A 25,763-nucleotide genomic window follows, 5' to 3' on the forward strand; every position below is an offset into this window, starting at 1 on the left:
GGATCACCCGGTGTTCAGCGATCGATCGTTCGCTGCATGGCGGCCGAGTAGCGGTCACCCTGGACGCCGATCTTCTCCGCCGCCTCGGTGAGCCCGTCGAAATCGTCGCTGCTCAGTTCCAGGTCGGCGGCCGCCAGGTTCTCGGCGAGGCGCTGCGGGCTGCGGGTGCCGGGAATCGGCACGATCCACGGCTTGCGGGCGAGCAGCCAGGCCAGCGCGATCTGCGCGGGGGTGGCACCGAGCCGGGCCGCGACCGTGCCGAGCAGGTCGACGAGGGCCTGGTTGGCCTGGCGGGCCTCGGCGCTGAACCGTGGCAGGCCGGTGCGGATGTCGCCGTCGGTGAACTCGGTGTTCTGGTCGATCTTGCCGGTGAGGAAGCCGCGGCCGAGCGGGCTGAACGGCACGAAGCCGATACCGAGCTCCTCGAGGGCGGGCAGGATCTCGTCCTCGGGCTCGCGCCACCACAACGAGTACTCGCTCTGCAAGGCGGTCACCGGCTGCACGGCGTGGGCCCGGCGGATGGTCCGGACGCCGGCCTCGGAGAGCCCGAAGTGGCGGACCTTGCCGGCCGCGATGAGCTCGCCGACCGCGCCGGCGACGTCCTCGATCGGCACGTCCGGGTCGACGCGATGCTGGTAGAACAGGTCGATCGTCTCGATGCCGAGCCGTTTGAGGGAGGCGTCGGCGACGGCGCGGATGTGCTCGGGGCGGCTGTCCAGGCCGCTGCGGGCCTGACCGTCGAGGGCGAAGCCGAACTTGGTGGCGATGACGACGCGGTCCCGGTACGGGGCGAGGGCCTCACCGACGACCTGCTCGTTGACGTACGGCCCGTAGACCTCCGCGGTGTCGAAGAAGGTGACGCCGGCCTCGACGGCGGCCCGGATGACCGCGATGCCGTCGGCGCGGTCGGCCGCTTCGCCGTAGCCGTGGCTGATGCCCATGCAGCCCAGTCCGAGCGCGGACACCTCGAGTCCGTTACCCAGCGTGCGAGTGCGCATTGTCGGATTCCTCTCAGGTGGGTAGGAGAAGCCTATCCAGTGAACGGACCCGCACGATCGGTGAGGTGAGCAGCCACACCACCGACAGGGTGCCGCCGGCGGCCGCGATCAGCAGACTGGGGCGCATACCCGCGTACGTGCCGAGTAGTCCCCCGGTCAGCGCGCCGAGCGGGCGGACGCCGTAGTTGACGGTGCTGAACGCGCCGGACACGCGGCTGCGCATGTCGTCGGGCACGACGCTGGTCTGCAGCGAGTTGAGATTGACGTCGAGCAGCATCACACCGAACCCGGAGACGAACTCGGCCGCCGCGAGCGTGCCGACCCGCGCCCAGACGGGGCCGCCGGCCGCGGCGATCAGCGCGATCGGGGCGGCGAACAGCACGACACCGGTCGCGATGGTGGGGCCGACGCCGATGCGCCGGGAGATCCGTGGGGCGAGGACGGCACCCAGGACGCTGCCGGTCGCCCCGATGCCGAAGGCCAGGCCGATCGCACCGGCGGACAGGCCGAGGACACGACTGGCGAAGAGCACCGTCAGGCCGTACGCGATGAAGGTGAAGAAGTTGACCGTCGTGCAGCAACCGAGGCTGGCCCGCAGGATCGGGTGGCCGACGACGAATCGCAGACCCTCGCGGGCGCGGGTGAGCATCGACGGCCCGGTCTCGCCGGCCGGGGCGGGCTCGTCGACGCGGATCCGGCCGATCAGCAGCGCGGACAGCAGGAAGGTGACGGTGTCGGCGAGCAGGGCGATCGGCGCGGTGAGCACCTGGACGAGTGCGCCGCCGGCCGCGGGGCCCGCCACGTGGGAGACGGATCGGCTCGCGCCGAGCTTGCTGTTGGCGTCGATGTAGGCGCTGCGCGGCACCAGCCGGGCGAAGAACGAGGCGTAGGCGGTGTTGAACAGCACGCCGGCCGCACCGGTCACCACGGCGACCAGATAGAGGTGACCGAGGGTGATGACGCCGAACAGGTAGGCAGCTGGCAGCGTGGCCAGAGCGGCGGCCCGGGCGAGGTCGGCGAGCACCATGATCCGGCGTTTGCGGCGCTGCTGGTCGACCCACGCGCCGAGCAGGATCGCGAGCAGGTTAGGGCCCCAGACCAGCGCGGTCAGGGTGGCGACCTCGGCGGTGGAGGCGTCCAGCAGGGTCACCGCGATCAGCGGCAGGGCCAGCTCGGAGATGCGGTCGCCGAACTGGGACAGCGTCTGGCCGCCCCAGAACCGCAGGAATCCGCTGTCTCGCCAAAGATTACTCACCGTGTTCCTCCGGGAGGATGTAGCGCATCAGACGAACCGGGCGGGTGTGCTCCGGGCGGTCGTCGGCGTCGCGGGTCACGTAGGGCGCGAGCACCTGCTGGATGGCGTTCTCGATCGTCTCGGCCTCGTCGGCGGTCAGGTGGACGCGGGTGTTGGACAGGCCGCCGAGCCTGCGCCACTGCGGCTCCAGCCGTGGCTCGACCTCGGTGATCCAGCGGTTCGGCAGGTCGGCGTAGCGCAGGAACATCTCCCGCGACAGGACATGGGCCGCGCTCGCGCCGGCCTCGTCGTCGACCGGCGCACTGAAGCGGAAGCCGCGGCCGACCATCTCCCAGCGGCGCTGCCGGCGGTCGGGGCCGGGCTCGGCGTCGCGCACCAGGCCGAAGCTCGCCAGGTGGCGCAGATGCCAGCTGGTCACGGTCGGTGTGGCGCCGACCTCGGGAGCCAGCTGGGTGGCGGTGGCCGGGCCGTTGCGACGAAGAAGGTCGAGGATCGCGAGCCGGACGGGGTGGGCCAGCGCGCGCATGGCCTGCGGGTCGGTGATCTCGACGTCGCCGAGCGGGTTGGAGGGCTCCATATCTGAGAGTGTCCTCTCACAATTTATGAGAGTCAACTCTCAGATCTCAACCGTCTTGCGATCACATCGAGCCATGCCTATTCTCGCCAGGAAAGCGCTTTCCCCCCGCTTGAAGGCGCTGCCCAATCCCCACATGAAGGTGAGCACCCGGATGAGAAGATCAGTTGCACTACGCGTGATAGCGGTGGGAGCCACCGCGGCTGCCAGCGCCGCGATCGCTCTGATGCTGCCGTCGGCGCAGGCCATGGCCGCCGACAACCTGAGCCTCAACGGTGGGGCCGACGGCTCCAGCAAGGCCAGCGGCACCAGCTACGGCAACGTCAAGGACGGCAGCACCAGCACCTACTGGTCGCCGAACGGCTCGACCGGTTACGTGTCGGTCAAGTGGAGCAGCGCCACGTCGGTCTCCTCGGCCGTCATCAAGCAGGCCTCGGGCGGCGGCTCGATCAGCGCCTGGCGCGTGCTCAACGGCGACAACAGCGCCCAGCTCGCCAGCGGCAGCGGCAGCCCGAGCACCATCAACTTCTCCTCGACCTCGCTGAAGAAGCTCACCTTCGAGATCACCAGCGCGTCCGGCGCGCCGCGGATCGCCGAATTCGAGACCTACTCCAGCGGCGGTTCGAACCCCACCTCGGGCCCGACCAGCCCGACCCCCGGCCCGACCAGCCCGACCCCGGGCCCGACCAGCAACCCCGGTACCCCGACCGGCGCCTGGCCGTCCTCGCAGGGCAACGTCTCGATCTCCGGCACGGTCAACGTCTCCGGCACCTTCGACGGCGGCATGAAGACCTACTGCTGCATCGGCGACGGCGGCCAGAGCGAGTCGCAGGACCCGATGTTCAAGATCGCGAACGGCGGCACCCTGCAGAACGTCATCCTCGGCTCCCCGGCCGGTGACGGCGTGCACTGCGAGGGCACCTGCACCATCCGCAACGTGTGGTGGAACGACATCGGCGAGGACGCGGCCACCTTCAAGGGCACCGGCGGCGGTACGAGCTACGTCATCGGTGGCGGCGCGAGGTCCGGCAGCGACAAGACGTTCCAGCACAACGGCAACGGCACGGTCAGCATCTCCGGCTTCTACCTCAGCGGCGCCGGCAAGCTCTACCGCGGCTGCGGCAACTGCACCAACTCGTACCAGCGCCACGTGAAGATCGACAACGTGCTGCTGAACAACATCGACATGGTGGCCGGCATCAACAGCAACTGGGGCGACACCGCCACCATCACCCGCGTCACCCTGACCAGCAGCTCGGACGCCACGGTCTGCGGCAAGTACCAGGGCGTCGCCAAGGGCAGTGAGCCCAAGTACCTCGGCGAGGGCTGGAACGACAGCAACTGCAAGGTCTCCCAGAGCGACATCACCCGCAAGTAGTCACGCGATCCACGAGGGGCACCCGGCTTCGGCTGGGTGCCCCTTTCTACTGTGTACGCATGAACGCGTCCGGCTGGGTGCCCTGGCGACCGGACGAGGACTTCGTGCCGCAGCTGCTCGCCGCGTCCCGGGCCCGCCGCGGCCTGGACTGCGCGGGTGCCGCGGTCGACGCCGCCGACCTGCGTGCCGCCTGCCTGGCCGCCGACGAGGCCGACCCGTTCGGCCTGCGGCTGGCCGGCGCACGGGTCACCGGCGCTCTCGACCCGCGCACCTGTGCCGTGCCCGCTCCGCTTCAATTCCCGTCTCGGCCGAGCCACCTGATCCTGACCGGGGTTCTCAGGTTGCGACCCGGGCGCGGTCGAGGGTCCAGCGCAGCTGGAAGGCGACGGCGGCGGCCATCAACACCGCCGGGACGACGGTGAACCCGATCAGCAGGGCGGTCCGCGCCGACTCGGGCTGGGTCACCGTGTGGCCCTCCGTGGTGGCCAGGAACCCGCCGGCGGCCAGGACGGCCGAGTAGACGTACGGGCCGATGGCGGTTCCGGTGGCCTCGGTGGCCGTCCAGACGCCGGTGTAGGCGCCGGCCCGGGCGCCGGCAAGCGCGGAGGCGGCCGCCACCGCGTCGGGGACCATCGAGAACGCGAACAGCTGCAGTCCGGCGAACGCGATGCCGAGCACCACCACGACGGCGACGGCGGGGACCAGCCCGTACCCGAGAAGCGGGGCCAGCGAGCCGATCACGAAGGTCACCTGGCAGATCAGCAGGCCACGCTGCTTGCCGATGCGCCGGGAGACCTTCGCCCAGATCGGGCCGGCGAACACGGCCGGGCCCAGGAACGCGCCCATGAACACGGCCGTCAGCTTCGAGTCGGAGAAGACGTACTCGGTGTAGAACGGCAACGCGGCCAGGAACAGGTGCGTGGTCGTGCCGGTGAACAGGTAGGACAGCACCAGCGCCCGGAAGTCGCGGTCGCGCCAGGCCACGGCGATGTCGGCGATCGTGGAGTGGCTCTCCTGACCGGGCGTACGGAATCCGGCCTCGGCGGTCAACCGGCGGACGCCGGTGATCGCGACCAGGCCGGAGACGACCATGACACCGGACAGCAGCAGCGCCATCCGCGCGTAGTCGCCGCGCTCCCCCGCCGCGACCAGGGCCGGTGCGGCGACACCGGCGCCGAGCAGGCCGAGGGTCAGGAACAGCATGCGGAACATGAAGACGCGGGTACGTTCGTGGTAGCCGACCTCCAGGTCCGACGGCGTCGTCAGGTACGGCACCTGGAAGCAGGCGAACAGCAGGTTCCCGGCGATGAACCAGGCGCCGACCCACAGTGCCGCGGCGGGCCCGGTCAGCGCGGCGGGGACGGTGAACATGCCGGCCATCGCGACGGCCAGCAGCAGCCCGAAGCGGAGCATGCCGAGCCGGTCGCCGGTGCGGCGGGCCGCCTGGTCGGAACGGCTGCCCAGGTACGGGTGCACGATCACGTCGATGATCTTCGGCAGCAGCAGGGTCAGGCCGGCCAGCAGCGGTGACACGCCGAGGGTGTGGGTCAGGAAGTAGAGCAGCAGCAGGCCGGGGACGGTCACCCAGACGCCCATGCCGATCGAGCCGCCCGCGTACGCGACGAGGGAACGGGTTCTCGTCTCGGTCATCGGTGATCTCCCTGGCGGGCCACGACACCGGCGGCCAGGGTGGCGCCCTCGAAGGCTCCGGAGCGGACCCGGCCGGCGAGGGTACGGGCCACGATCCGGTCGGTGAGCGCCGGGAAGTGCCGGGCCAGGAAGAACTCGACGGCACCGCGGCGGGTGGTCGGCAGGTCGCGGTACGGGCGGCGGCGCAGCGCGGCGCGCAGCACCGTGTCGACCACGCCGTCGAGTGGCTCGTACCGGCTCATACCCTCCAGCGACAGCCCGGCCGCGGCCGTCGAGTCGTGGATCGGGCTGCGGACCGCCGACGGGTACACGCAGGTCACACCGACGTGGGTGCCGATCTCGAGGCGGAGCGCGTCGGCGTACGCCACCAAGGCTCTTTTCGAGGCGCCGTAGGCGGCCGCGAGCGGCAGTTGCATGACCGCCATCCGTGAGGACAGCATGACGACCCGCCCCCGGGCGCTGACCAGCGCGTCCACGCACGCGGCCGTGACCCGCCAGGTGCCGAGCAGGTTGATGTCGAGCTGCCGGCGGACCTCGGCGCCGGGCGGCAGCTCAGCGGGCGCCGGTCCGCCGACCCCGGCGTTGTTGATCAGCAGGTCGAGGCCGCCGAGCAGGGCGATCGCCTCGGCCACGGCCACCTCGACGGAGTGGTCGTCGGTGATGTCGCAGGGCAGGACCTCGACCGGGTCGTTGACGCGGGGCGCCAGGTCGAGGCCGACGACGCGGGCGCCGAGCGCGTCGAGCCGGGCGCAGACGGCCCGGCCGAACGTCCCGGACGCGCCGGTGACCAGGACGCGCATCCCGCGGGGGTCGCGGCGGCTCATCGGTGCACTCCTCGGGTGAGTTCGCGGTTCAGGTCGGCGACGTACCGGTCGAAGTCGACGCGCATGTGCGGACGCGCCCTCTCGCCCCAGCGTTCGATCGCGGCGCGCAGATCACGGTCGACGGCGCGCCGCTGATCGGCGGCGGGCGGAAGGGCGAAGGTCCCGGAGAGATACGCCGCGGCGAGCTTGGCCTGCGCCTCGACGACCGGGAACGCCGAACCGGTCGACTGCATCAGCCCGACGAACGCCAGGCTGGGATCGTCGAGGTGGAAGACGTGCTTGAACAGCGGCAGGCGTTCCGGGTCCGGCCCCAGCCACCGCGAGGTCAGGAACGGGATGTGTACGCGGTACCCGGTGGCCCACACGATGACGTCGACCGGCTCGGCCGTGCCGTCGGTGAACACCACGCACCGGCCGTCGAGCCGCTCGATGCCGGGACGCGCGACCACCTCGCCGTGGGTGAGCCGGTGCAAAATCGTGTCGCTGATCGTCGGATGGTTCTGGAAGAGGCCACCGGCGGGCGCGGGCAGCCCGTACCGCTGCGGGGTGCCGACCGCGAGCCGCAGCATCGTCTCGGCGAGGCGCTGCCGCAGCCGCCACGGCAGCGCGGCCAGGGCACCGCCGGTCGCGTCGGCCGGCCGGCCGAACAGGTACTTCGGGACGATGTGCACCCCGTGGCGGGCGGAGAGCAGGACCGGTCCGCCGGCCACGTGGGAGGCGTCGACGGCGATGTCCATGGCCGAGTTGCCCATGCCCACGACCAGCACCCGCCGGTTCCGGAAGACGTCCGGTGTGCGGTAGTCGTGGGCGTGCACAGCGATCCCGTCGAACGTGCCGGGGTAGCCGGGTTCCGGCAGGCGCGGCTGCCAGTTGTGCCCGTTCGCGACGATCACCGCGTCGTAGCGCTCCGTGTCACCGGTGTCGGTGGTGACGGTCCAGTCCTCGCCGCGTTCGACGCGGGTCACCGTACTTCCGTACCGGATGTGCTGGGTGAGCCCGAACTTGTCGGCGTAGTCGGCCAGGTAGCCGGCGACCCGCCCGGCCGACGGATAGTCCGGCCACTCGGCCGGCATCGGGAGATCAGCGAACTCGGTGCGGCCCTTGCTGGTGTTCAGATGCAGCGAGGCATAGGTGTCCGTCCAGAGACCACCCGGAAGATCATTCCGCTCGTACGCCACGGGCGTGCAACCCGCGTCGACGAGAGCCTTGATCGTGGCCAGGCCGGCCGCTCCGGCACCGATCACGGCGACACGCATCGTCCATCTCCCACCGGCCTTGTAGTTCTTGCCAAACCGTAGGCGCTGGCCGCCGCACTGGACATGGCGCGGAGCACGCCTTTACGAGCCGATGTTGTGGGCCACCACAACGGCACGGCAGCATGACGACATGAACCCACCGGACGACTGGACGGCCGTGGTCGACCTCATCGAGCGGGTGATGGGCGACGAGGTCCTGCTGCCGTCGGTGATCTCCGGGGTACGCGCCACGGTCCGCGAGGTGTCGGTGCTGCCGCCGTCGGACATCGCCGGGCACACCCGCGCCCTGCTCACCGCGGCCACCCGGGCGATGGCGGCCCGGCGTGGCCCGACCGAGGCCGAGCTGTCGTTCGTGGCGGAGCTGGGCGTCACCCGGGCCCGGCAGGGCGTGCCGATCGAGGCCGTGCTCGGCGCCATCCACGTCGCCGAGCGCGCGATCTGGGCCCGCGCCCGCGAGGTCGCCCGCGCCGAAGGTGTCAGCGCCGAACGGCTGCTCGACGCCCGCGAGCTCTACGACGACTGGGCCGACGCCGTACGCGGCCGGCTGATCATGGCGCACCGGGCGGCGAAGGCGGTCGCCGAGCCCGCGCACGGCAACCGGGAAGCGGCCATCCTGCGCCGCCTGCTGCAGGGCGGCTCGGCAGCGGCCCTCGCGGTCGCCGAGGCCGGGCTGCCGGCCGGCGGCGGGCTGTGGGTGCTGGTGGCCCGGCCCGGCTTCGAGGAGCGCCCGCTCCGGGACCAGCCGGCGGTACTGTGCGCGGTCCTCGGCGACCTGTTCGTGGCCGTCCTGACCCGGCCGCCCACATCCCGCGCCGCGGCGCCCGGCACCACCGCCGGGCTGGCCGGCCCGGCCGAACCCGACAAGCTGGCGCCGGTACGGCGGCTGGCCCTCGCCGCGCTGGCCGCCGCCGAGTCCACCGGGCGTACCGGCATCGTGCACATCGCCGACGTGGCCTGGCAGGCGGCGCTCACCGAACGCGCCGACCTGGCCGCCGTCCTGCTCGACCGGCATCGCGACGCCTGGGCCGCGCTCGGGCCCAACGCCGAGCCGGTGGCCCACGCCGTGCTGGCCTTCCTGGAGAACGACCGGGACGTCACGGTCGCCGGGACGCGGCTGTTCGTGCACCCGAACACGGTCCGCAACCGGGTCCGCCGGTTCGCCGAGGTCACCGGCATCGACCCGGCCGGCACGTTCGGCGCCACGAACGCGTGGTGGCTGTGCCGCACCTGGCTCAGGGAGGCGACCTGACCCGGATAGGCTGGCCGTGAAGATCGCTTGACCAACTCCGGGAGGACCGCGTGACTCAGCCGGCCATCTACGACGTCCAGATCGCCGACCTCCAGGGCAAGCCGCTGGACCTCGACCGATTCCGCGGCACCGCCACCCTCGTCGTCAACGTCGCCTCCCGCTGCGGGCTCACACCCCAGTACGCGGTCCTGGAAAAGCTGCACGAGCGGTACGCGGACCGCGGCTTCACCGTGCTCGGTGTGCCGTGCAACCAGTTCGGCGGCCAGGAGCCCGGCACCGCCGACGAGATCGCCGAGTTCTGCAGCGCCACCTACGGCGTCACCTTCCCGATGACGGAGAAGGTGGAGGTCAACGGCGACGGACGGCACCCGCTGTACCAGGCGCTGACCGGCCACGCCGACGCCGAGGGCTACACCGGCGACATCCGGTGGAACTTCGAGAAGTTCCTGATCGACGCCGACGGCCGGGTCGTGGCCCGATTCTCCCCGCAGACCAGCCCGGACTCCCCCGAGATCGTCGCCGCCGTCGAGTCGGCGCTTACGAGGTCCTGACCCCGTTACCCGTTCGGTGGACGTCGTCCGGTTCCGGTTCGTGCAGTGTGGACGGCGTGGCCGACCGCATCTACATCTCCTGCACCGGACGCGACCGGGCCTGGGCGGAGTGGGCCCGCTGGCACCTGGGCAACGCCGGCTACGAGACCGAGCTGGACGTCGTCGACTGGGTGCCGGGGACCAACTTCGTCGAGGCGATGAACCGGGCGTTGCGGCGGGACAATCCGCTGCTGGTGCTGCTCTCGGCGGCGTACCTGGATCCGGAGCGGTTCACCACCGACGAGTGGACCGCCCGGCTCGCCCAGCGCCGCCGTGACCCGTCCGCGAAACTCATTCCGCTGCGGGTCGAGAACGTCGCCCTCGACGGTCTGTGGGCACCGATCGTCGTGCCCGACGTCTTCGGTCTCTCCCCCGACAAGGCGGCCACGAGTCTGATCGATGCGGTGCGCCGGGTGGTCGATCCGGCTCCGCCGCGTGCCGTCTCGGCGGTCAGCCCGCCCTATCCGGATGCCCGGCCCGTCGTCGATCACGGGCCTCGCCCGCCCGGTTCATCGCCCGCCGTGTGGAATCTGGCACGTCGCAATCCGAGCTTCACCGGCCGCGACGGCATGCTGAACCGGCTCCACGACGCCCTTCAGGGTGACCATCGAGTGGCGGTCCAGGCGCTGCACGGCATGGGCGGCGTCGGCAAGACCCAGCTGGCCCTGGAGTACGCCCACCGCTTCGCCGGCGAGTACGACCTGGTCTGGTGGATTCCTTCCGAACAGCCCGAGCTGATCGGCGACCACCTGTCGTTCCTCGCTCGGAAGCTCGGACTGGTCGGAGCCGGAACGCCCATCCCGGAGGCGGCCGAGGCGGTGCGGGAGTATCTCCGCCAGTCACCTCGATGGTTGCTGGTGTTCGACAACGCCGAGGACCGTGACCAGCTCGCGCCGTGGCTGCCGGACGGGCCGGGCCACTCGCTGATCACCAGCCGGAACCCGAACTGGACCGGCACCGCCAGCGCGGTGAACGTGGACGTGTTCAGTCGCGAGGAGTCCGCCGCCCTGCTGCACACCCACCTGCCGTACCTGACCGACGATGACGCCGACCGGCTGGCTAGCGCACTCGGTGACCTGCCCCTGGCCGTCGGTCAAGCCGTGGACCTGCTCGCCGAGACACACCTGACCGTCGACGCCTACCTGGCCGATCTGGCCTCCCACACGGCAGATCTGCTGAGCAAGGGACGACCGCTGGGCGGTTACCCCGTGTCACTGGCCGCTACCGTGACGCTGACCGCCGACCGTCTCTGCACGGCAGACCCGGCTGCCGGTCAGTTGCTCTACCTGTGTGCCCGGCTGGGACCTGAACCGATCCCCACCGACCTGTTCACCGCCCGGCCCGACATGCTCCCCGAGCCGTTGAATCTGGTGGCGTCCCGACCGGTCGCGTTCGCGCGTGTCCTGGGGCAGCTGGGCCGGTACGGCTTGGCTCGGGTGACCGATGAGGGTCCGATCCTGCACCGGCTCATCCAGGCCGTTCTGCGCGACACCGTCTCCGATCCGGCCGTTCATCGTGAAACCGTCGAGAAGCTGCTGGCTGCCGCCGCACCTGAGGAGGTCATTCACCCGCAATCGTGGCCCCGCTGGAGCGCGCTGGTCCCGCATCTTCTCGCCGTTGACCTCGCAAGCACCGACAATGTCGGACTGCGTTACGCCGCCAATACCGCGGCGTATTACCTGATGATCCGAGGGGATTACTCCACCGCCCTGCCACTGACGCAGCAGTTGCATCAAGCCTGGACCGACCGGCACGGGCCGGACGACGGCACCACCTCGGCGGCGGCCGCCACCCTCGCCGGTCTACATCGTGAGCTGGGCAATCACCAACAGGCCCACGATCTCAACGAGGCCAATCTCCTCCGCAACCGCAGATACCTGGGTTTCCACCATCCCGACACCCTGGCCATGGCCGGAAGTCTCGCCTTCGACCTTGTTCGCCTGGGCCGACTCGAAGAGGCACTCCAGCTGACCACGGACACTCTGGCCCGTAGCAGGCAAACGTCGGGCGACGACGACCCTCTGACCCTCGCCCTGGCCACGGTCCATGCCGGAACCCTCCACAGCCTCGGCCGCTATGAGGAAGCCCGGGAGCTGGATCAGGACACCCTGGCACGTCAAAGAAGGGTGCTCGGCGACGACCATCCCAACACCCTCGTCTCCGCGAACAACCTGGCCATCGACCTCGACAAATTGGGTGAGTACGAGCAGGCACGGCAATTGAGCGAGGACGCGCTGGCCCGTCAACGGCGGATATTCGGTGACGACCACCCCCTCAGCCTCACCTACGCCGCCTACCTGGCGGCGGTTCTCGAGCACCTGGGCGAATATGAGCAAGCACGGGATCTCGGGGAGGACATCCTGAACCGCCGACGACGGGTCTTCGGCGACGAGGATCCCAAAACTCGAATGGCGGCCGGCGACCTCGCCGTCTACTTGGATGCCCTCAACCGGCACGCTGAAGCCGACGATCTTCGCAGGCAGTTTCAGCTGGAACCGGGAATCTGATCGGCGCCACGGCTCCAGGGTCAGGCGGCGGCGTCGCGGCCCCGGGGACGCCCGGCCAGCCAGCGCAACCAGGTGAGCACCGAATCGGCCATGATGTCGTCGAGTTCGGCGCGGGCCTGCCGGGCCGACACCGCCGCCATCGTGCGGTGACCGTCCGCTCGCTGCCGCTGGGCCTCCAGGGCCGCCAGGCAGGAGCCCACGACGGCGTCGAAGGTGACCCGGTCCGCGGCCGTCATGGCGAGCAGCACCCGGTCGACGACGTCGCCGCCGGTCGGATTCTCCGGGACGTCGAGCAGCCACGCCCGCTGCCGGGCCCGCCCCGCGTCGGTCAGCGTGCACACCCGTCGCGTGCCGGGCCGGACCACGGCCGCGGTGCGGACGTACTCCAGCCGTTCCAGTCGGTTGAGTGCCGCACCCACGCGGGTGACGTCGACGACGCGGTCCGGGCCGAAGGTCTGTACGTGGCGCTGCTGCAGGTCGTAAGCGGTCCCCGGCCGATCGGCGAGGAAAACGAGCAGCAGGTCCCCGAGCGTTGCTGTCATCGTGCTGCGCTGCCCCTCTGGTCAGCACCACCTTCTACAGGCTGTAGAAGTTAGCACGCGGCGACGCCCCGGCAAACGACCGTCGATCCACGCCGTGAGATCCGGCTGCGCCGTACCGCTGTCTCAACGCGACCGAGACAGCGGTACGGCACAGCCACCGATCAGCAGCGGTAGGCGACGATCTTCACGAAGTAGTTGCCGGCCAGCCGGTGCCGGTTCGGGCCGACCCAGTCGGAACCGGCCGGTGACCAGTATTGGCCGGTCGGAGAGGTGAAACGCTGTGCGCAGTAACCGGGCCCGATGTAGACGCCACCCGCATGCGGCCAGCCGAAGTTGAAGTCGGTCCAGAAGCCGGACGGGAGCACCCGGTCGTAATTGGTGCCGCCGGTCCGCCAGTTCTGCATCACCCCGATGCCGACCGAGCCGCCGTTGTAGACGCCGTAGACGCTGGTCGGCGCGGCCTGCGCGGGTGCGGCACCGGTCAGCGTGGCGGAGGTGGCGAAGGCGACCGCGGCGGCGGCGCCCAGCAGGCGTTTCCAGATCACTGATGACTCCTTGAGATTCGCGGGATTCGATGGCCTGGCCGCGTCCCAGAGTCGTCGGGCCGCTGGGCAGCGGCAACGCTTATCCGTCCCCGACCTGGGCTTACTGTCCCCTTCAGACAGATGGCCAACCTCTGCGAGAATCAACGGACATCGATTCTCGGAGGTCGCTGGAATGCCGGAGCCGCTGGCGCCCTGGTGGCGGGACGCTCACGACGCCGCACAACTGCTCGCTTCCCGTCTCGACGCGGCGGCCGGTCAGGCCGGACGGGACGGTGTCTACACACCGCCGCCGGGATCGCCGCCACCTCGCCGCCGCCGGCAGCCCGGCTCGCTGCGGCATCTGGCCGAGGTGATCCGCACCCATCGGCTCACCCCCGGCGTCTCGGTCGACAAGGACATCGTCGCGAAGGTCCTGGCCGGCGAACTGCGCTACATCACCGACCCGGTGCTGGTCGTCGGGGTGGCCAAGGCCGCGCACCTGATCGCCGAGACGCCCTTCGACGACGACGACGCCCAGCGGCTGAGCGTGGCCAGCACCCGTGTCGCCGCGCTGGTCGAGGCCGCCGAGCAGGCCGACCGGGACGCGCCGGCGCTGCTGCCCGCACCACGTCCCGCGCTGGAGCGACGGGAGGCCGGGCCGATGGTCCTGGAGGCCACGGTCACCGTCCGCCGGCCCGGGCGGCGACGCCGGCGAGGGCTGATCATCGGCACCTCCCTGGTGGCCCTGTCCTGCGTCACGGCGGGGCTCTTCGTGGTCCGCAGCAACGCGAAGACCGACGCCCCCTGTCGTGACGGCGCTTCCGGCGACGACATCATCGCCGCGACCACCTCGGTCTTCTCCGACGACGGCGCGACCCGGCTGAGCCCGACGCTCGACTTCGACCAGATGAACGGATCGGCCCGGTACGCCCGGCACGCGGGACGGACCTATTACTGGGGCCGGGCCGGCTCCGACGATCACGATCCGCACTCCGGCGGCACCCGGGTGCGCTGGCGAACCGCCGACGGCGACTGGCACAGCTGCGCGACCGCGCTGGCGGTCACGGAGCGTGGTTACGTGCACACTCCCGCGGTCGCCACGACTATCGGCGGCGAGCCGGTGACCGTGCAGATCTGCCTGTGGCGCGACGATCCGCGCCGGGAGAACTGCACCGAACAGATCAGTACCGGCTGAGGACGACCGGGCAGACATCGACCAACCGAACGGTCACTATCGCTACGCAGAGCTACCAAATCGGTCTACGACTACATAGCGTGACGGTTCGCCGGTGAACCGACCGGCGTGGATGGGAGCAGAGATGCGCACGGTGGCGACCTGGCTGGCCGTATTTTCCCTCGCCTGCGGAATGACGTTCGTCGCTTCCCCGGCGCAGGCCGCGGCGGCACGCAAGACGGTCTACCTGACCTTCGACGACGGGCCGAACAGCAAGTGGACGCCGCGATACCTCGACGTGCTGAAGAAGAACGGCGCGAAGGGCACCTTCTTCACCACCGGGCGCAACGCGAAGGCGTACCCGAAGATCGTCGCCCGCATCGACCGTGAAGGGCACCTGCTCGCCAACCACACATGGAGCCACCCGAACCTGACCAAACTGAGCAAGGCTCAGGTCAAGAGCCAGCTCACCCGTACGCAGAGCGCGCTCGGCCGCTACCGCAGCGACTGCATGCGGCCGCCGTACGGCGCCACCAGCACCTCGGTGCGGCGCTGGACCGCCGAGGTCGGACTGCGGACCGTACTGTGGGACGTGGACAGCCGTGACTGGGAGAACTCGCAGACCGCGACCCGCATCTACAACCGCGTCCTGAAGAACGTCCGGAACGGCTCGGTCGTGCTCATGCACGACGGTGGCGACTCACAGGCCGACTCGCTGGCCGCCCTGAAGCGACTCCTGCCGGAGCTGAAGAGCCGGGGTTACACGTTCAAGGTGCTGCCGAACTGCTGAATCGCCGCCGATAGGATGCGGCCGCATGGAGACCGCGCCGTCGTACCGTGACACCACCCGCGCACGGCTGCGGGATTCGCTGGTCAGCGCGGCCCGCGAGCTCACCGTGGCCAACGGCTGGGACCGGGTCCGGATGGTGGACGTCGCCCGCGCGGCCGGGGTCAGCCGGCAGACGGTCTACAACGAGTTCGGCGGGCGCGACGGGCTCGCCGAGGCCGTCGTGGTCCGCGAGATCGAGTGGTTCGCCGCGGCCGTACGCTCCGAGCTGTTCGCCCATGGCGGCGACGCCCGCGCGGCCGTGCACGCCGCGGTCCTGCACACGCTGCGCGAAGCCGCCTCCAACACACTGGTACGGGCGATCCTGACCAGTACGGGCGGCGGCGCCGACGAGCTTCTGCCGTTCCTCACCACCAGGTCGGGCGCGGTGCTGGGCCTGGCCGGTGAGGTGGTGGCCGAGTGGGCGGGCGCGCACCTGCCGGGCTCGGATCCCGCGGTCGTCGCCTTCGCCGGGGACTCGCTCATCCGGTTGACGGTCAGTCACATCATGCTGCCCTCGGCCACGCTGGAGGGCACGGCCGAATCATTGGCGGACTTGTTCGTACGGCTGATCGCCTGAAAGGTTTTTGCAGCTAAAGACCACCTCTCTTGACACACAACGGCTTCGTGTAAAGCATGTTCGCATGGACGTCGCCGTTTCCGCATGGCGCGATACCAAGCGCCCGCTGTGGCCCCTGGCCCTCGTGGTCCCCGTGCTTCCGTTCACCGCCCTGCTGCTCGCCGACGTGACCGGCTCGGCCTGGGCGTGGTGGCTGACGCCGCTGTTCATCCTCGGTGTCATCCCGCTCATCGACCTGCTCGTCGGTGACGATCGCGCCAACCCACCCGACGAGGCCGTCCCCGCCCTGCAGGCCTCGCCCTACTACCGCTGGATCACCTACCTGTTCCTGCCGGCCCAGTACGCGGCCCTCGCCGTCGCCTGCGCGGCCTGGGCCCGCGACCCCGGCTGGATCGGCGGCGTGGGACTCATCCTCACCGCCGGCCTGGTCAACGGCATCGCGATCAACACCGCCCACGAGCTCGGCCACAAACGCGAGACCGCGGAGCGGTGGCTGTCCAAGATCGCCCTGGCACCGACCGGCTACGGGCACTTCTTCGTCGAACACAACCGCGGCCATCACGTACGCGTCGCGACTCCCGAGGACCCGGCCAGTTCACGCCTCGGGGAGAGCTTCTGGCGGTTCTGGCCCCGGACCGTCATCGGCAGCCTGCGGTCGGCCTGGCACCTCGAGACCTCCCGGCACCGGCTGCGCGGACGCAACCCATGGAGTGTCCGCAACGACATCCTCAACGCCTGGGCCATGACGGTGCTGCTGTTCGCCCTGCTGACCGTCACCTTCGGCGTCGAGGTGCTGCCGTTCCTGGTCCTGCAGGCGGTCGTCGGGTTCTCGGTGCTGGAGGTCGTCAACTACCTGGAGCACTACGGCTTGCGGCGCCGCCGCAACGCCGCCGGCCGTTACGAGAAGGTCGACCCCCGGCACAGCTGGAACAGCGACCGCCTCACCACCAACGTCTTCCTGTTCCAGCTGCAGCGGCACAGCGACCACCACGCGAATCCGCTGCGCCGCTACCAGACGCTGCGCAGCTTCGACGTCTCACCGCAGCTGCCGGCCGGGTACGCCACCATGCTGCTGATCGCCCTGATCCCCCCGCTGTGGCGGCGGGTCATGGATCCACGGGTGCTCGCCCACTACGGCGGCGACGCGAGCCTCGCGAACAGCACGCCGTCCTACGGAAGCGGCGGCCGTCCGTAACTCGACACCCGAATGGCATGGTCCTTCCCCGTTCCCCGCCTCGCGCCGGAGCTAGCGTCGCATGCAGATGTTTCGATGAGAGGAGCGAGCATGACACGGGGGAAGCGTGCCGCGCGAAGGGCCGTCGTGGTGATCGCGGTCAGCGGCCTGGGGGCTGCGATCGCGGTGCAACCGGCCGAGGCCCACGCGCAATACGCCAGAATCGGGACGCGTGGCACGGTGCAGATCGCGACCGGCCACACCACCATCGCGGTCTGTGACACCGCCGCCGACGGAGTCGGTGTGTCCGTGGAGTTCTGGACGCGGGGCGGACCGTTCACGCACTACTACTCGATGAGCGACGCCAACGGCAGCCAGCAGGGTTGCGGCGTCTGGCAGTTCCAGGGAGGAACGGTCATCGACCGCTTCAACGGGTACGCCGCCAACGGCGTCTCCACCGGCTGGATCAACGTCAGCTGACGTGACGGCGCGGCATCGCGGCATCCAGGCGCTTGATCATGCCCGGTTGCCGTGTGGCCGCGCGGAGGCGTTCGAGTTCAGAGCGGGCCGGGTCCGACGCCAGCCGTCCGAGAGCGGCGATCGCGGCGTTCGCGATCATCTGGTCGCGGGGCCCGTGCCCGGGAACCTTCTCCATCGTGTACGCCGCGAGCCCACCGATGACAGCCGCGTCGTCGACGTGTTCCGGAGTGACGGACAGCAGATGGAGCAGGCCTCGCAGGGCTTGGGCGTTGTACGGGTCCAGCAGCGCGTTCAGGTCGTAGAGGGTGTTGACCCGCAACGCGATGGTGCGCGGCGACGGCACCCGGGCGAGCCAATCGTGCACGCGCGGTTTCCAGTCCCCGACGGTGACCATGGCGGCGGCCCGGGTCCAGGTGGCGGCCGGCCTGGGCCCGGTCGCGGCGAGCGCGTGGGTCAGCAGCGCCCGGCCCGCGGCGTCGGCGTCAGCGGTCTCGGCCCATGCTTCACCGGCGTTGAGCAGGCCGGTCTGCCGGTCGAGCCAGGGCCGCAGCCGCTCCCGGTCGTGCCGGAAGTGGGCGGTCCGGCGCATGACCGCCACCAGCCCCGGCGGGAGGGCGCCGGTCTCGCGTTCGGCGAACTCGGCGAGCAGGGTCAGCTCGTCGAGCCACGGGAACACGTTGCAGGTCCCGGCGCCGTCGATCAGCAGCCGTGCCGCGGGCCACGTCAGGACGTCGGCGCCGATGCCGTGGGCGAGCATGCGCAACAGCTCGGACACCGGGGCTGTCGCCCGCTCGCCGACGGCGAGGACCAGGGCGTGCCTGCGGGCCGGCGGTTCCTTCTCGAGGGCCAGGCGCACCTGGGCACCGTCGAAACGCCAGACGTCACCGTTGGCCACGGCCAGGTCGGCGAGTTCGGCGGCCAAGGCAGCGTCGTCGCCGGCAGCGATCAGCTCGCGGACGCGGTTCAGCCGCTCGGGGTAGAGGTCCTGCGACGGCGGCCACTGGTTCATGACGCCGGCCCTACCGGAGGCCGAAGGCGCGCAGCACGGCGACGGTGACGGTGCGGGCGACCCGGACGGTCTCGGTCACCGACACCTTCTCGAACGGGCTGTGCGCCAGGCGTACGTCACCCGGCCCGTACTGCAGCGTCGGCACCCCGGCCGCTGAGTAAAGGCGCAGGTCGCTGCCGTACGGCGCACCCCGGTTCACCAGGTGCGGCTCCCCGGTCACCTCGCGGTGGGCGTCCCGGATCAGGTCCTCCAGCGGGTGCCCGGCCGGGAGGCGTCCGCTGGCGAACTGGCCGCCGGTCCAGGCGACGGTCGGCGGATGCTCGCGCAGCCACGGGTCGGCCGCCGCGGCCTCGGCGACGCAGAGTTCGAGTTCGGCGCGGGCGGCGGCCGGTTCCTCGCCGAGCCGGACACCGAGGCGACCCTCCGCGACGAGCAGGTCCGGGACCGTGCTGGCCCAGTCACCGGCCCGGACGATGCCGACGGCCAGCGGGTACGGGATGCGGTAGTCGGCCATCAGCGGATCGATGTCGACGTTGCGGGAGGCCTCGAGCCGGGCCAGCGCGGCGTGCACGGGCAGGTAGGCGTCGATGGCGCTGACGCCCGCGTACCGGGTGCTCGCGTGGGTGGCCAAGCCGTGCACCTCGATGCGGAAGGTCAGTGCTCCGCCGTTGGCGGTGATGACCGTACCGCCGGTCGGTTCGGTGATGATGCAGGCGTCGCCGGTGTGGCCGCGCTCCAGCGTGCCGAAGGCGCCGAGACCGCCGTCCTCCTCGCTGACGACGAAGTGGGCGGCGATGCGTCCGGGCAACCGGATGCCGGCGGCGCGGATCGCCGAGAGCGCGGCCAGGTTGGCCACCACGCCGGCCTTCATGTCGCAGGCGCCGCGACCGTGGATGTCGTCGCCGTCGGCGCGCGGGACGAACGGGTCGCCGGCCCACTGGGCGCGGTCACCCGGCGGTACGACGTCGACGTGCCCCTGCAGGATGACGGTCGGCCCGTCGCTCGTGGCCGGGGTCGTCGCGACCAGCCCCCACGCCTCGTCGCGGGGCGCCTCGGTGCCCGGGAAACCGGGGTGCGCGCGCAGAGCGGGCAGGTCCATCGACCACAGGTCGACGTCGAGCCCGAGCCGCTCCAGACGGGCGGCGAGCAGGTGCTGCAGTTCGCTCTCGGCGGGACTGCCGGTGACGCTCGGGACCGCGAGGAGTTCCATCAGCTCCCTCGCGATGGCTTGCTCGTCGATCGCTGCGAGGGCGGAGACCTCGGCGGAGCTGAAGGTTGCGGTCACTGCGGAGGCCTCCGGTGTCACGAGTGTTTCGATGATGGAAGGCTAGGAGTTGAACCGCGCGTGATCAATCCGCTCATCGGCGACGCTCACCCGCGACGCTTCCGTCACCTTCAAGGAATGGGCGATGATGGATGCATCGACCTCCACCGACATAAGGACTTGAGCGGATGGACACGACCTCGGCTGGGATCGAGACCGAACTGCTCGACCTCTCCACGGTTGACGTTGCCGCCCTGCGTTCCCTCCCAGCCTCTGACTTCGAAACCGCGACAGAACGGGTGCGAGCTCGGATCATCGACGGCGAGGGAAGTATCAGCGGCTACAGCGGATCCTTCTCCGGAGAGATGCGCGGTGACAGGCCCGACCCCCGTTGAGTGCCCGGCCAGCGACCCCTCACACCCTCGAAGTCACGCATTTTCTCCAGCTCGCCGCAGGCAGCGACGATGCGGAGGCAGTCGTCGCGCTGTGGCATACCGAACGAAGCTGGCGGCTCGCCTTGCTTCGTTACCTGATGGAATCGCTCGATCAGCACGACGACATCTGTGGACCGCTTCTGCCGCTTGACGACGCCTGGAGATTGCTGACTGCCGCAGCGGCCGTCGACCCGCCGGCCGTCGATCGGATCCTCACCTGGCCGACGGTCGGGCTCTGGGCCGTTCAAACTGCTCGCCGGTCGATGCATCCCCATCCCGCGGTGCAACCACTGTGGCTCGACGTCGGCTATCTGCATTCCCTCGCTGCCGCCTCCGCGATCCGCGCCGGGCTGGATTTCCAATTGGCGGTCCCCGTCACGCACGGAACGGTGACCCTGCCGACCATAGGTGCGGCGACTCTGCCTTTGAAGTCCGGCACAGCAGTCGTGCACTCACGCGACGGTCGGGTGACCATCACCGCCGGGGACGTCAGCGTGCCGGCCGATGATGGCCATCCCTCCTGGCACCCCTCCATCGTGGTCGAGATCGACGGCGGAGGCACATCCCTGAGCGTCGAGCTGTTGGATCGGGACCCGTTCCGGGACGCACGACGGCCGACACCTCCAGCACCCCTCAGCGCAGCACAGATCGAGAAATGGCGATCCAATCTCGAACAGGCCTGGACAATCCTGGTAAGGGAGCAGCCGGGTCGAGCACCTTCTATCTCGGCCACTCTCAGAGCACTTACACCGCTCCCTGCCGCCGAGCCTTACCGTCCTCTGTCGGCTTCCGGCGTCGAGTCGTTCGGGGGCGCCCTCCTCTCGGCGCCGGACGATCCGACACAGCTCGCCATGACGCTTGTCCATGAGACGCAGCACAATAAACTGGGCGCTCTGCTGCACCTTCTCACTCTCACGAAGGAGGCTGCCTCGGTGCGTTTCTACGCACCTTGGCGCGACGACCCTCGACCGCTGTCGGGCCTGTTGCAAGGGGTGTACGCATTCTCTGGGATCGTCGACTTCTGGCAGGTCCATCGGCGAAATGTCGCAGGTGGGGAGGCTGCCGTAGCGCACTTCGAATTCGCGTTATGGCGTCGGCAGGTGAGCGTCGGCCTGCGTACCCTGGCCGGCAGCGGTCTGCTGACCGATAGCGGCAAACGTTTCGTGAGTCATCTGCTCAATCGAATGCAGGGCGTCGTCGATCTGCCGGTGCCGGAGTGCGCACTCACCGCGGCCCGGCGGATGGCCGCAGACCATCGGAGTATGTGGCGGGGTCATAACGTCCGCCTGGGGCCCGCCGCGGAAGAGATTCTGATGACCGCATGGGAACGCGGCGATCCGCTGCCTTCGGCGCTCTTCCGTGATGGCGGCCCGAACGCAGCCGTGGTCGCTGAACCGGACATCGGCTGGTTCGACACCCGGGCGGTGCTCACTCGGCAGTACCTGTTCACCGGGGCCGTTGGGCCCGCACCCGTCGAAGGTGCGACTGCACCCGACCATGCTCTGATCACCGGCGACCACGATCAGGCACGACAGGGCTATTTGAAGGCCCTGTCGCGGGAGCCGGCGAGTACACACCTCTGGGTCGGCTACGCGTTGGCCGGCGGAGGCCCGGAAACATCGGCACTGATGGGTCGCCCGGAACTGGTCCTGGCCGTGGCGCGTCATCAGTCGGCGGGAGCCGCGGACCCGGAACGATTGGCGGCCTGGATCCAGGCGGGGATTCCCGCTCACATGCTGGCCGAGCCGGACCCAGTGAGCTGGCGAGTGGACGGATAGGCGAAGGGCGGTCGGCAGGCGCGGAAACGCACCGGCAACGGCCACGTTCGCGTCAGCTGCGTGGAAAGTAGACACTGATGGTGACAGAATCGGACCCATCCCATCACCGGAGGTGATCAGCGGGTGACCGGTATCGAGTTGATCGCAGCGGCCCTGGCGGCAGGGGCCGCAGCGGCCTCTCAGGATGTCGCCAGAGCGGCGGTTGCCGAAGCGTACGACAGCCTGCGTAATGCGATACGTCGTCGATTGACAGGGAGGCCGAAAGCCCAGGATGTTCTGGAATCAGTGGAGGACGAGCCCGGCCATTGGGAGGCGTCTCTCGGATCCGATCTTGCGGCCAGTGGCGCCGACCAGGATCAGGCCATCTTGGCGGCGGCCATACGGCTACTCACACTCACACATCCGGAACAGGTACAAGCGGGTCTCTACAGGGTCGAGGAGACCGGCAACACATCGATTCAGATAGACACCGCCTACGGGCCTACCGCAGGGACCATGAACGGCCCGATCACCGTGTCGTATGGCCGGGTTCCAGACCCCCCGGCCAAGCCGGGAGCAACGTAGGGCCACCTTCTCCCGGCCGGATGCTTCACCGGCCCAGCGAACCAGGCGTCCGCGTCGCCACGGGAATGGGCCCGGTGGGCGTATTCCATGGAAACGTCAGCGTCAATGGTCGGCCAGGACCGGAGATCACCTGGCCACACCGCGTCGGCGTGGTCCCTCGGCCGATTTCCGGACGGCTCACCCGGCATGCGGACCAAGACCTGGATGCCGCAGCCGGACAGACCGACTCAGGTGGGCAGATACTGACCGGACTCGGCGGCGTCGGCAAGACCCAGATCGTGGCCCACCTCGCCGACCGCTGGTGGACCACGGGCCGAATCGACCTGCTCGTCTGGGTGACCGCGACGTCGACGACGAATATCGTCAATCGGTATGCGCAGGCAGCCAGGGAGGTTGCCGGCTGTCAGGCAATCGATACGCGAGAATGCGCCGCACGCTTTCTCGCATGGCTTGCCACAACACGGCTCCGTTGGCTCGTCGTTCTGGACGACCTCACTGAACCGGCGGACATGATCGGCCTGTGGCCGCCGACCACCCCCTCCGGTCGTACGATTGTCACGACCCGGCGCCGAGACACCGCATTGACAACTGGTCGGGCAGTGATCGAGGTTGGCAGCTTCACCAACGAAGAGTCGATCGCGTACCTCCGCACACGACTCGGCGACCGGCTGACTCGAGTGAGTGAGGCCGACCAACTGGCGGCCGATCTGGGTCGGCTTCCACTCGCGCTGGCCCAAGCGGTCACCTACATGCTGGACCAGGACCTGACCTGTGTCGACTATCGGCGAAGACTGTCACGTCGTCGGCTGTCAGCGCTCCGCCCGCATCTACTACCCGACGATCAGGAGACCGCTGTGGACACCACCTGGGCACTGTCCGTCGATATCGCCGACGGGGCGACAGAGGGAATCACACGGGTGGTATTGCAGATTGCCGCGCTGCTCGACCCCAATGGGATCCCAAGCGAGTTGTTCACGACCCGTGCGGTCACGGATTATTACCGGCTACGGCTGGGGCGAACCGTCGACAATGACGATGCGCGTGATGCCATCCGAACCCTGTACCGCCTGGGACTGGTCGGTCTTGGGACAGACGACGGCGCTATGACGATCCAAGTACACGCGCTAGTCCAGCGGGCAAGCCGGGAAGCGACACCCGACGAGTATCAGCTTCCCCTCGCCACCGCGGCAGCCGACGCGCTGTTGGAGCTGTGGCCAGCCACCCGGCACGACGAAGCTCGCGCTCAGCTCATTCGGGCCAACGCCACGGCACTCCGTCGAAACAGCGACCGGTTCCTCCTCGAACCTGACGTTCACCCGATCGTCTTCCGGTACGGACGCGATACGAACGAAGCCGGGTTACCCCGATCGGCGATCACCGTTCTGGAGCAGCAACTGAACAGTCAGCTGAATACCCTCGGCTCGGCTCATCCCGACACGCTTGCGACACGACTGGACATCGCCTATCAGATAGGCGAGAACGGTCGGCAGGCCATGGCTGCGGAACAACTGCAGGAACTACTGGCGGACTGTTCGGGTGCTCTGGGCCACGAGCACCGGCTAACTCTGACCGTGCGGAGAGACCTCGCTCGGTGGCGCGGCGAGTCCGGACGACCGGACGACGCTCGCCGCGCATTGGAAGAACTACTTCCCGATTGCATCGAGGCACTCGGACCTACGGACGCCGTCACCTTGGACATCCGGCGCGGCATCGCCGACTGGACCGCCCGAAGCGGTGATCCGGCACTCGCAGTGGCCCAGACGGAAATGCTTCTGGCGGACGTCACGAGAACTCTTGGCCCCGGTGACGCATTCACCCTCACCACACGCGCACACCTAGCCAACTGGCGCGGCCAGGCCGGCGACGCGCAGGGCGCGGCACAGGAGTACGCCGAACTCGTGCCCGACTTCGCCAGAGTTCTAGGTCCGATGCATCCTCACACCCTCACCAGCCGCCGCTATCTGGCCGATTGGCACGGTTATGCCGGCGATCCGGCAGGTGCGGCCGATGCGCTGTCGGCCGTGCTTCGGGACCACTTGGAGGAGCTCGGCCCCGACCATCCTCGCACCCTGATCACCCGCCGGTTCCTTGCCCACTGGCGCGCCGCCCTCGGTGACATCTCCGCCCAGGACCTTCGGCAACTGGTCGATGATCATATTCGGTTGCTCGGCTCGGACCACCCGCACACCCGCCTCGCACGGGACATACTCGGTCGAGCACAAAGCCCTTAGGAAGTACGAGGGACGCCTGCATCCCGTTCGGGTCTCAGCTCGTCGTCGGTGGTGAGCCAGAGCCAGGCCAGGAAGCCGATCGCCACCACGGCGGCGGTTCCGGCCGCACCGGTGAGGAACGTCAACCGGCTCGGCTCCGGAGTGGTCGTCATGCTCTCCGACGTCTTCCCGAGAAGCAACCCCGCCACCGTGATCGGCGCGGTGACCACCGCCGTCACCAGCAGCGGGACGATACCCAGCCAGCTCGGGCGGCCGGGCCGGGCCGCCTTGCGCCACCGCGCCAGCCGCACACCGAGGACGGCTGCCGCACCCCAGGCGAGCACGACGAGCACGGCGGCGACGACGTCGCTGGGCCGATGCCACTGCGCCCACAGGGTGCCGATGGAGATCACCGCGGTGTAGGCGGCGCCGATCAGCGCAGCGGTGGCCCGCAACGCCGGCGGCAGGACCAGGACCAGCGCGAACGCCACCGACGCCGCAGCCGTGGCGTGGCCGCTCGGCAGCGAGTTCGGGTAGGTCAGCCCATCGAACGGCGGCCGCGGCAACGAGTCCTTGAGCACCTGGGTGGTGCCGTTGGCGGCGAGTACCAGCACGGCGGCCGCTATCGCGAGGTCGGGCCGTTTACGGAGGATCCCGACCGCGGCCGCGACGATGCAGACGATCACGAGGCTCGACAGGGTGGTGGCGTCCATCGTGCGGCTGACGATGTCGGCGAACCGTGGATGCTCGACGTCGGTGCCGAACATCGCGGCGGTGTCCAGCCACTGCCCGGAGATGGTGCCGACGAACACCCGGTAGGTGGCCACCACACCTGCGGCGGCGAGGGCGGCGACGACCACCGGAGCCAGCAGATAACCGGCGCCGGGCCGTCTCACCATGACCATCCGCCGTCCGCCTCCCCG

25 protein-coding genes are annotated in these 25,763 nt (G+C 69.8%); 14 read left to right on the plus strand and 11 right to left on the minus strand.

The window, feature by feature from the left end; all coding sequences use genetic code 11:
• Positions 1-14: 14 nt before the first annotated feature.
• The 3 genes from CLV67_RS15425 to CLV67_RS15435 are packed head-to-tail and all read right to left on the minus strand — an operon-like array spanning position 15 to position 2,830.
• A complete protein-coding gene (locus CLV67_RS15425) occupies positions 15-998 on the minus strand; it encodes an aldo/keto reductase (protein WP_106318790.1) in 984 nt (327 codons plus the stop codon).
• Between the two features lie 13 nt (positions 999-1,011).
• Positions 1,012-2,253 (minus strand): MFS transporter, encoded by a 1,242-nt coding sequence (locus CLV67_RS15430; protein WP_106318791.1) that lies wholly within the window; start codon positions 2,251-2,253, stop codon positions 1,012-1,014.
• Entirely contained in the window at positions 2,246-2,830 is a 585-nt protein-coding gene (locus CLV67_RS15435; RefSeq protein WP_106318792.1) for an ArsR/SmtB family transcription factor, read from the minus strand. The genes CLV67_RS15430 and CLV67_RS15435 overlap by 8 nt, the downstream gene beginning before the upstream one ends.
• A gap of 151 nt (positions 2,831-2,981) precedes the next feature.
• Between CLV67_RS15435 and CLV67_RS15440 the strand changes: the two genes are divergently transcribed.
• The gene (locus CLV67_RS15440) at positions 2,982-4,205 is read left to right on the plus strand and encodes a pectate lyase (RefSeq protein ID WP_106319119.1); all 1,224 of its coding nucleotides are present in this window, start codon (positions 2,982-2,984) and stop codon (positions 4,203-4,205) included.
• 59 nt (positions 4,206-4,264) lie between these two features.
• Positions 4,265-4,627, plus strand: a complete 363-nt coding sequence (locus tag CLV67_RS51090; RefSeq protein WP_146169157.1) for a hypothetical protein — start codon at positions 4,265-4,267, stop codon at positions 4,625-4,627.
• On the opposite strand, the gene CLV67_RS15445 is transcribed toward CLV67_RS51090, so the two are convergent.
• Genes CLV67_RS15445 through CLV67_RS15455 form a run of 3 tightly spaced genes read right to left on the minus strand, consistent with a single transcriptional unit; the run spans position 4,542 to position 7,935 of the window.
• The gene (locus tag CLV67_RS15445; protein ID WP_106318793.1) at positions 4,542-5,855 is read right to left on the minus strand and encodes an MFS transporter; all 1,314 of its coding nucleotides are present in this window, start codon (positions 5,853-5,855) and stop codon (positions 4,542-4,544) included. The genes CLV67_RS51090 and CLV67_RS15445 overlap by 86 nt on opposite strands.
• Positions 5,852-6,679 (minus strand): SDR family NAD(P)-dependent oxidoreductase, encoded by an 828-nt coding sequence (locus CLV67_RS15450; protein WP_239166192.1) that lies wholly within the window; start codon positions 6,677-6,679, stop codon positions 5,852-5,854. Before CLV67_RS15450 ends, CLV67_RS15445 begins: the two co-directional genes overlap by 4 nt.
• A complete protein-coding gene (locus CLV67_RS15455; RefSeq protein WP_106318797.1) occupies positions 6,676-7,935 on the minus strand; it encodes a flavin-containing monooxygenase in 1,260 nt (419 codons plus the stop codon). The genes CLV67_RS15450 and CLV67_RS15455 overlap by 4 nt, the downstream gene beginning before the upstream one ends.
• Positions 7,936-8,065: 130 nt before the next feature.
• Between CLV67_RS15455 and CLV67_RS15460 the strand changes: the two genes are divergently transcribed.
• Genes CLV67_RS15460 through fxsT form a run of 3 tightly spaced genes read left to right on the plus strand, consistent with a single transcriptional unit; the run spans position 8,066 to position 12,281 of the window.
• Positions 8,066-9,184, plus strand: a complete 1,119-nt coding sequence (locus CLV67_RS15460; protein WP_106318799.1) for a PucR family transcriptional regulator — start codon at positions 8,066-8,068, stop codon at positions 9,182-9,184.
• A gap of 50 nt (positions 9,185-9,234) precedes the next feature.
• A complete protein-coding gene (locus CLV67_RS15465; RefSeq protein ID WP_106318801.1) occupies positions 9,235-9,735 on the plus strand; it encodes a glutathione peroxidase in 501 nt (166 codons plus the stop codon).
• Positions 9,736-9,791: 56 nt separating this feature from the next.
• Positions 9,792-12,281 carry an FxSxx-COOH system tetratricopeptide repeat protein gene (fxsT, locus tag CLV67_RS15470; RefSeq protein WP_170153877.1) on the plus strand — a complete coding sequence of 830 codons (2,490 nt, stop codon included), beginning with the start codon at positions 9,792-9,794 and terminating at the stop codon, positions 12,279-12,281.
• 20 nt (positions 12,282-12,301) lie between these two features.
• Here the strand turns inward: fxsT and CLV67_RS15475 are convergent, their stop codons facing one another.
• Both CLV67_RS15475 and CLV67_RS15480 read right to left on the minus strand, forming a co-directional pair.
• Entirely contained in the window at positions 12,302-12,823 is a 522-nt protein-coding gene (locus CLV67_RS15475; protein ID WP_106318805.1) for a PadR family transcriptional regulator, read from the minus strand.
• Between the two features lie 161 nt (positions 12,824-12,984).
• Entirely contained in the window at positions 12,985-13,368 is a 384-nt protein-coding gene (locus CLV67_RS15480; protein WP_106318807.1) for a hypothetical protein, read from the minus strand.
• A 172-nt stretch (positions 13,369-13,540) separates the two neighbouring features.
• On the opposite strand from CLV67_RS15480, the gene CLV67_RS15485 reads away from it, so the two are divergent.
• From CLV67_RS15485 to CLV67_RS15505, 5 genes are all read left to right on the plus strand, one after another.
• Positions 13,541-14,542 carry a hypothetical protein gene (locus CLV67_RS15485; RefSeq protein ID WP_106318809.1) on the plus strand — a complete coding sequence of 334 codons (1,002 nt, stop codon included), beginning with the start codon at positions 13,541-13,543 and terminating at the stop codon, positions 14,540-14,542.
• 124 nt (positions 14,543-14,666) lie between these two features.
• Positions 14,667-15,311, plus strand: coding sequence for a polysaccharide deacetylase family protein (locus tag CLV67_RS15490; protein WP_170153878.1), 645 nt, complete (start codon positions 14,667-14,669; stop codon positions 15,309-15,311).
• 25 nt (positions 15,312-15,336) lie between these two features.
• Positions 15,337-15,927 (plus strand): TetR/AcrR family transcriptional regulator, encoded by a 591-nt coding sequence (locus tag CLV67_RS15495; RefSeq protein WP_106318813.1) that lies wholly within the window; start codon positions 15,337-15,339, stop codon positions 15,925-15,927.
• Positions 15,928-15,991: 64 nt separating this feature from the next.
• Entirely contained in the window at positions 15,992-17,122 is a 1,131-nt protein-coding gene (locus CLV67_RS15500) for an alkane 1-monooxygenase (RefSeq protein WP_106318815.1), read from the plus strand.
• Positions 17,123-17,212: 90 nt separating this feature from the next.
• Positions 17,213-17,581, plus strand: a complete 369-nt coding sequence (locus tag CLV67_RS15505; protein WP_146169161.1) for a hypothetical protein — start codon at positions 17,213-17,215, stop codon at positions 17,579-17,581.
• Here the strand turns inward: CLV67_RS15505 and CLV67_RS15510 are convergent.
• Entirely contained in the window at positions 17,574-18,590 is a 1,017-nt protein-coding gene (locus CLV67_RS15510; RefSeq protein ID WP_106318819.1) for a hypothetical protein, read from the minus strand. The genes CLV67_RS15505 and CLV67_RS15510 overlap by 8 nt on opposite strands.
• 10 nt (positions 18,591-18,600) lie before the next feature.
• Complete coding sequence (locus CLV67_RS15515; protein ID WP_203736988.1) at positions 18,601-19,875, minus strand: ArgE/DapE family deacylase; 1,275 nt, start codon at positions 19,873-19,875, stop codon at positions 18,601-18,603.
• A gap of 167 nt (positions 19,876-20,042) precedes the next feature.
• On the opposite strand from CLV67_RS15515, the gene CLV67_RS15520 reads away from it, so the two are divergent.
• From CLV67_RS15520 to CLV67_RS15530, 4 genes are all read left to right on the plus strand, one after another.
• Positions 20,043-20,249: a hypothetical protein gene (locus CLV67_RS15520; protein ID WP_106318821.1), complete on the plus strand. Its 207-nt coding sequence runs from the start codon at positions 20,043-20,045 to the stop codon at positions 20,247-20,249.
• 137 nt (positions 20,250-20,386) lie between these two features.
• Entirely contained in the window at positions 20,387-22,066 is a 1,680-nt protein-coding gene (locus CLV67_RS15525; protein ID WP_239166191.1) for an HEXXH motif domain-containing protein, read from the plus strand.
• A 123-nt stretch (positions 22,067-22,189) separates the two neighbouring features.
• Positions 22,190-22,630: a hypothetical protein gene (locus CLV67_RS51095; protein ID WP_146169163.1), complete on the plus strand. Its 441-nt coding sequence runs from the start codon at positions 22,190-22,192 to the stop codon at positions 22,628-22,630.
• Between the two features lie 74 nt (positions 22,631-22,704).
• Positions 22,705-24,861 (plus strand): tetratricopeptide repeat protein, encoded by a 2,157-nt coding sequence (locus CLV67_RS15530; RefSeq protein WP_170153879.1) that lies wholly within the window; start codon positions 22,705-22,707, stop codon positions 24,859-24,861.
• On the opposite strand, the gene CLV67_RS15535 is transcribed toward CLV67_RS15530, so the two are convergent.
• On the minus strand, positions 24,858-25,745 hold the full coding sequence (locus CLV67_RS15535) for a phosphatase PAP2 family protein (protein ID WP_106318827.1): 888 nt from the start codon (positions 25,743-25,745) through the stop codon (positions 24,858-24,860). The genes CLV67_RS15530 and CLV67_RS15535 overlap by 4 nt on opposite strands.
• Positions 25,746-25,763 lie beyond the last annotated feature (18 nt).

Source organism: Actinoplanes italicus, from assembly GCF_003001815.1.
Classification (GTDB): domain Bacteria; phylum Actinomycetota; class Actinomycetes; order Mycobacteriales; family Micromonosporaceae; genus Actinoplanes; species Actinoplanes italicus.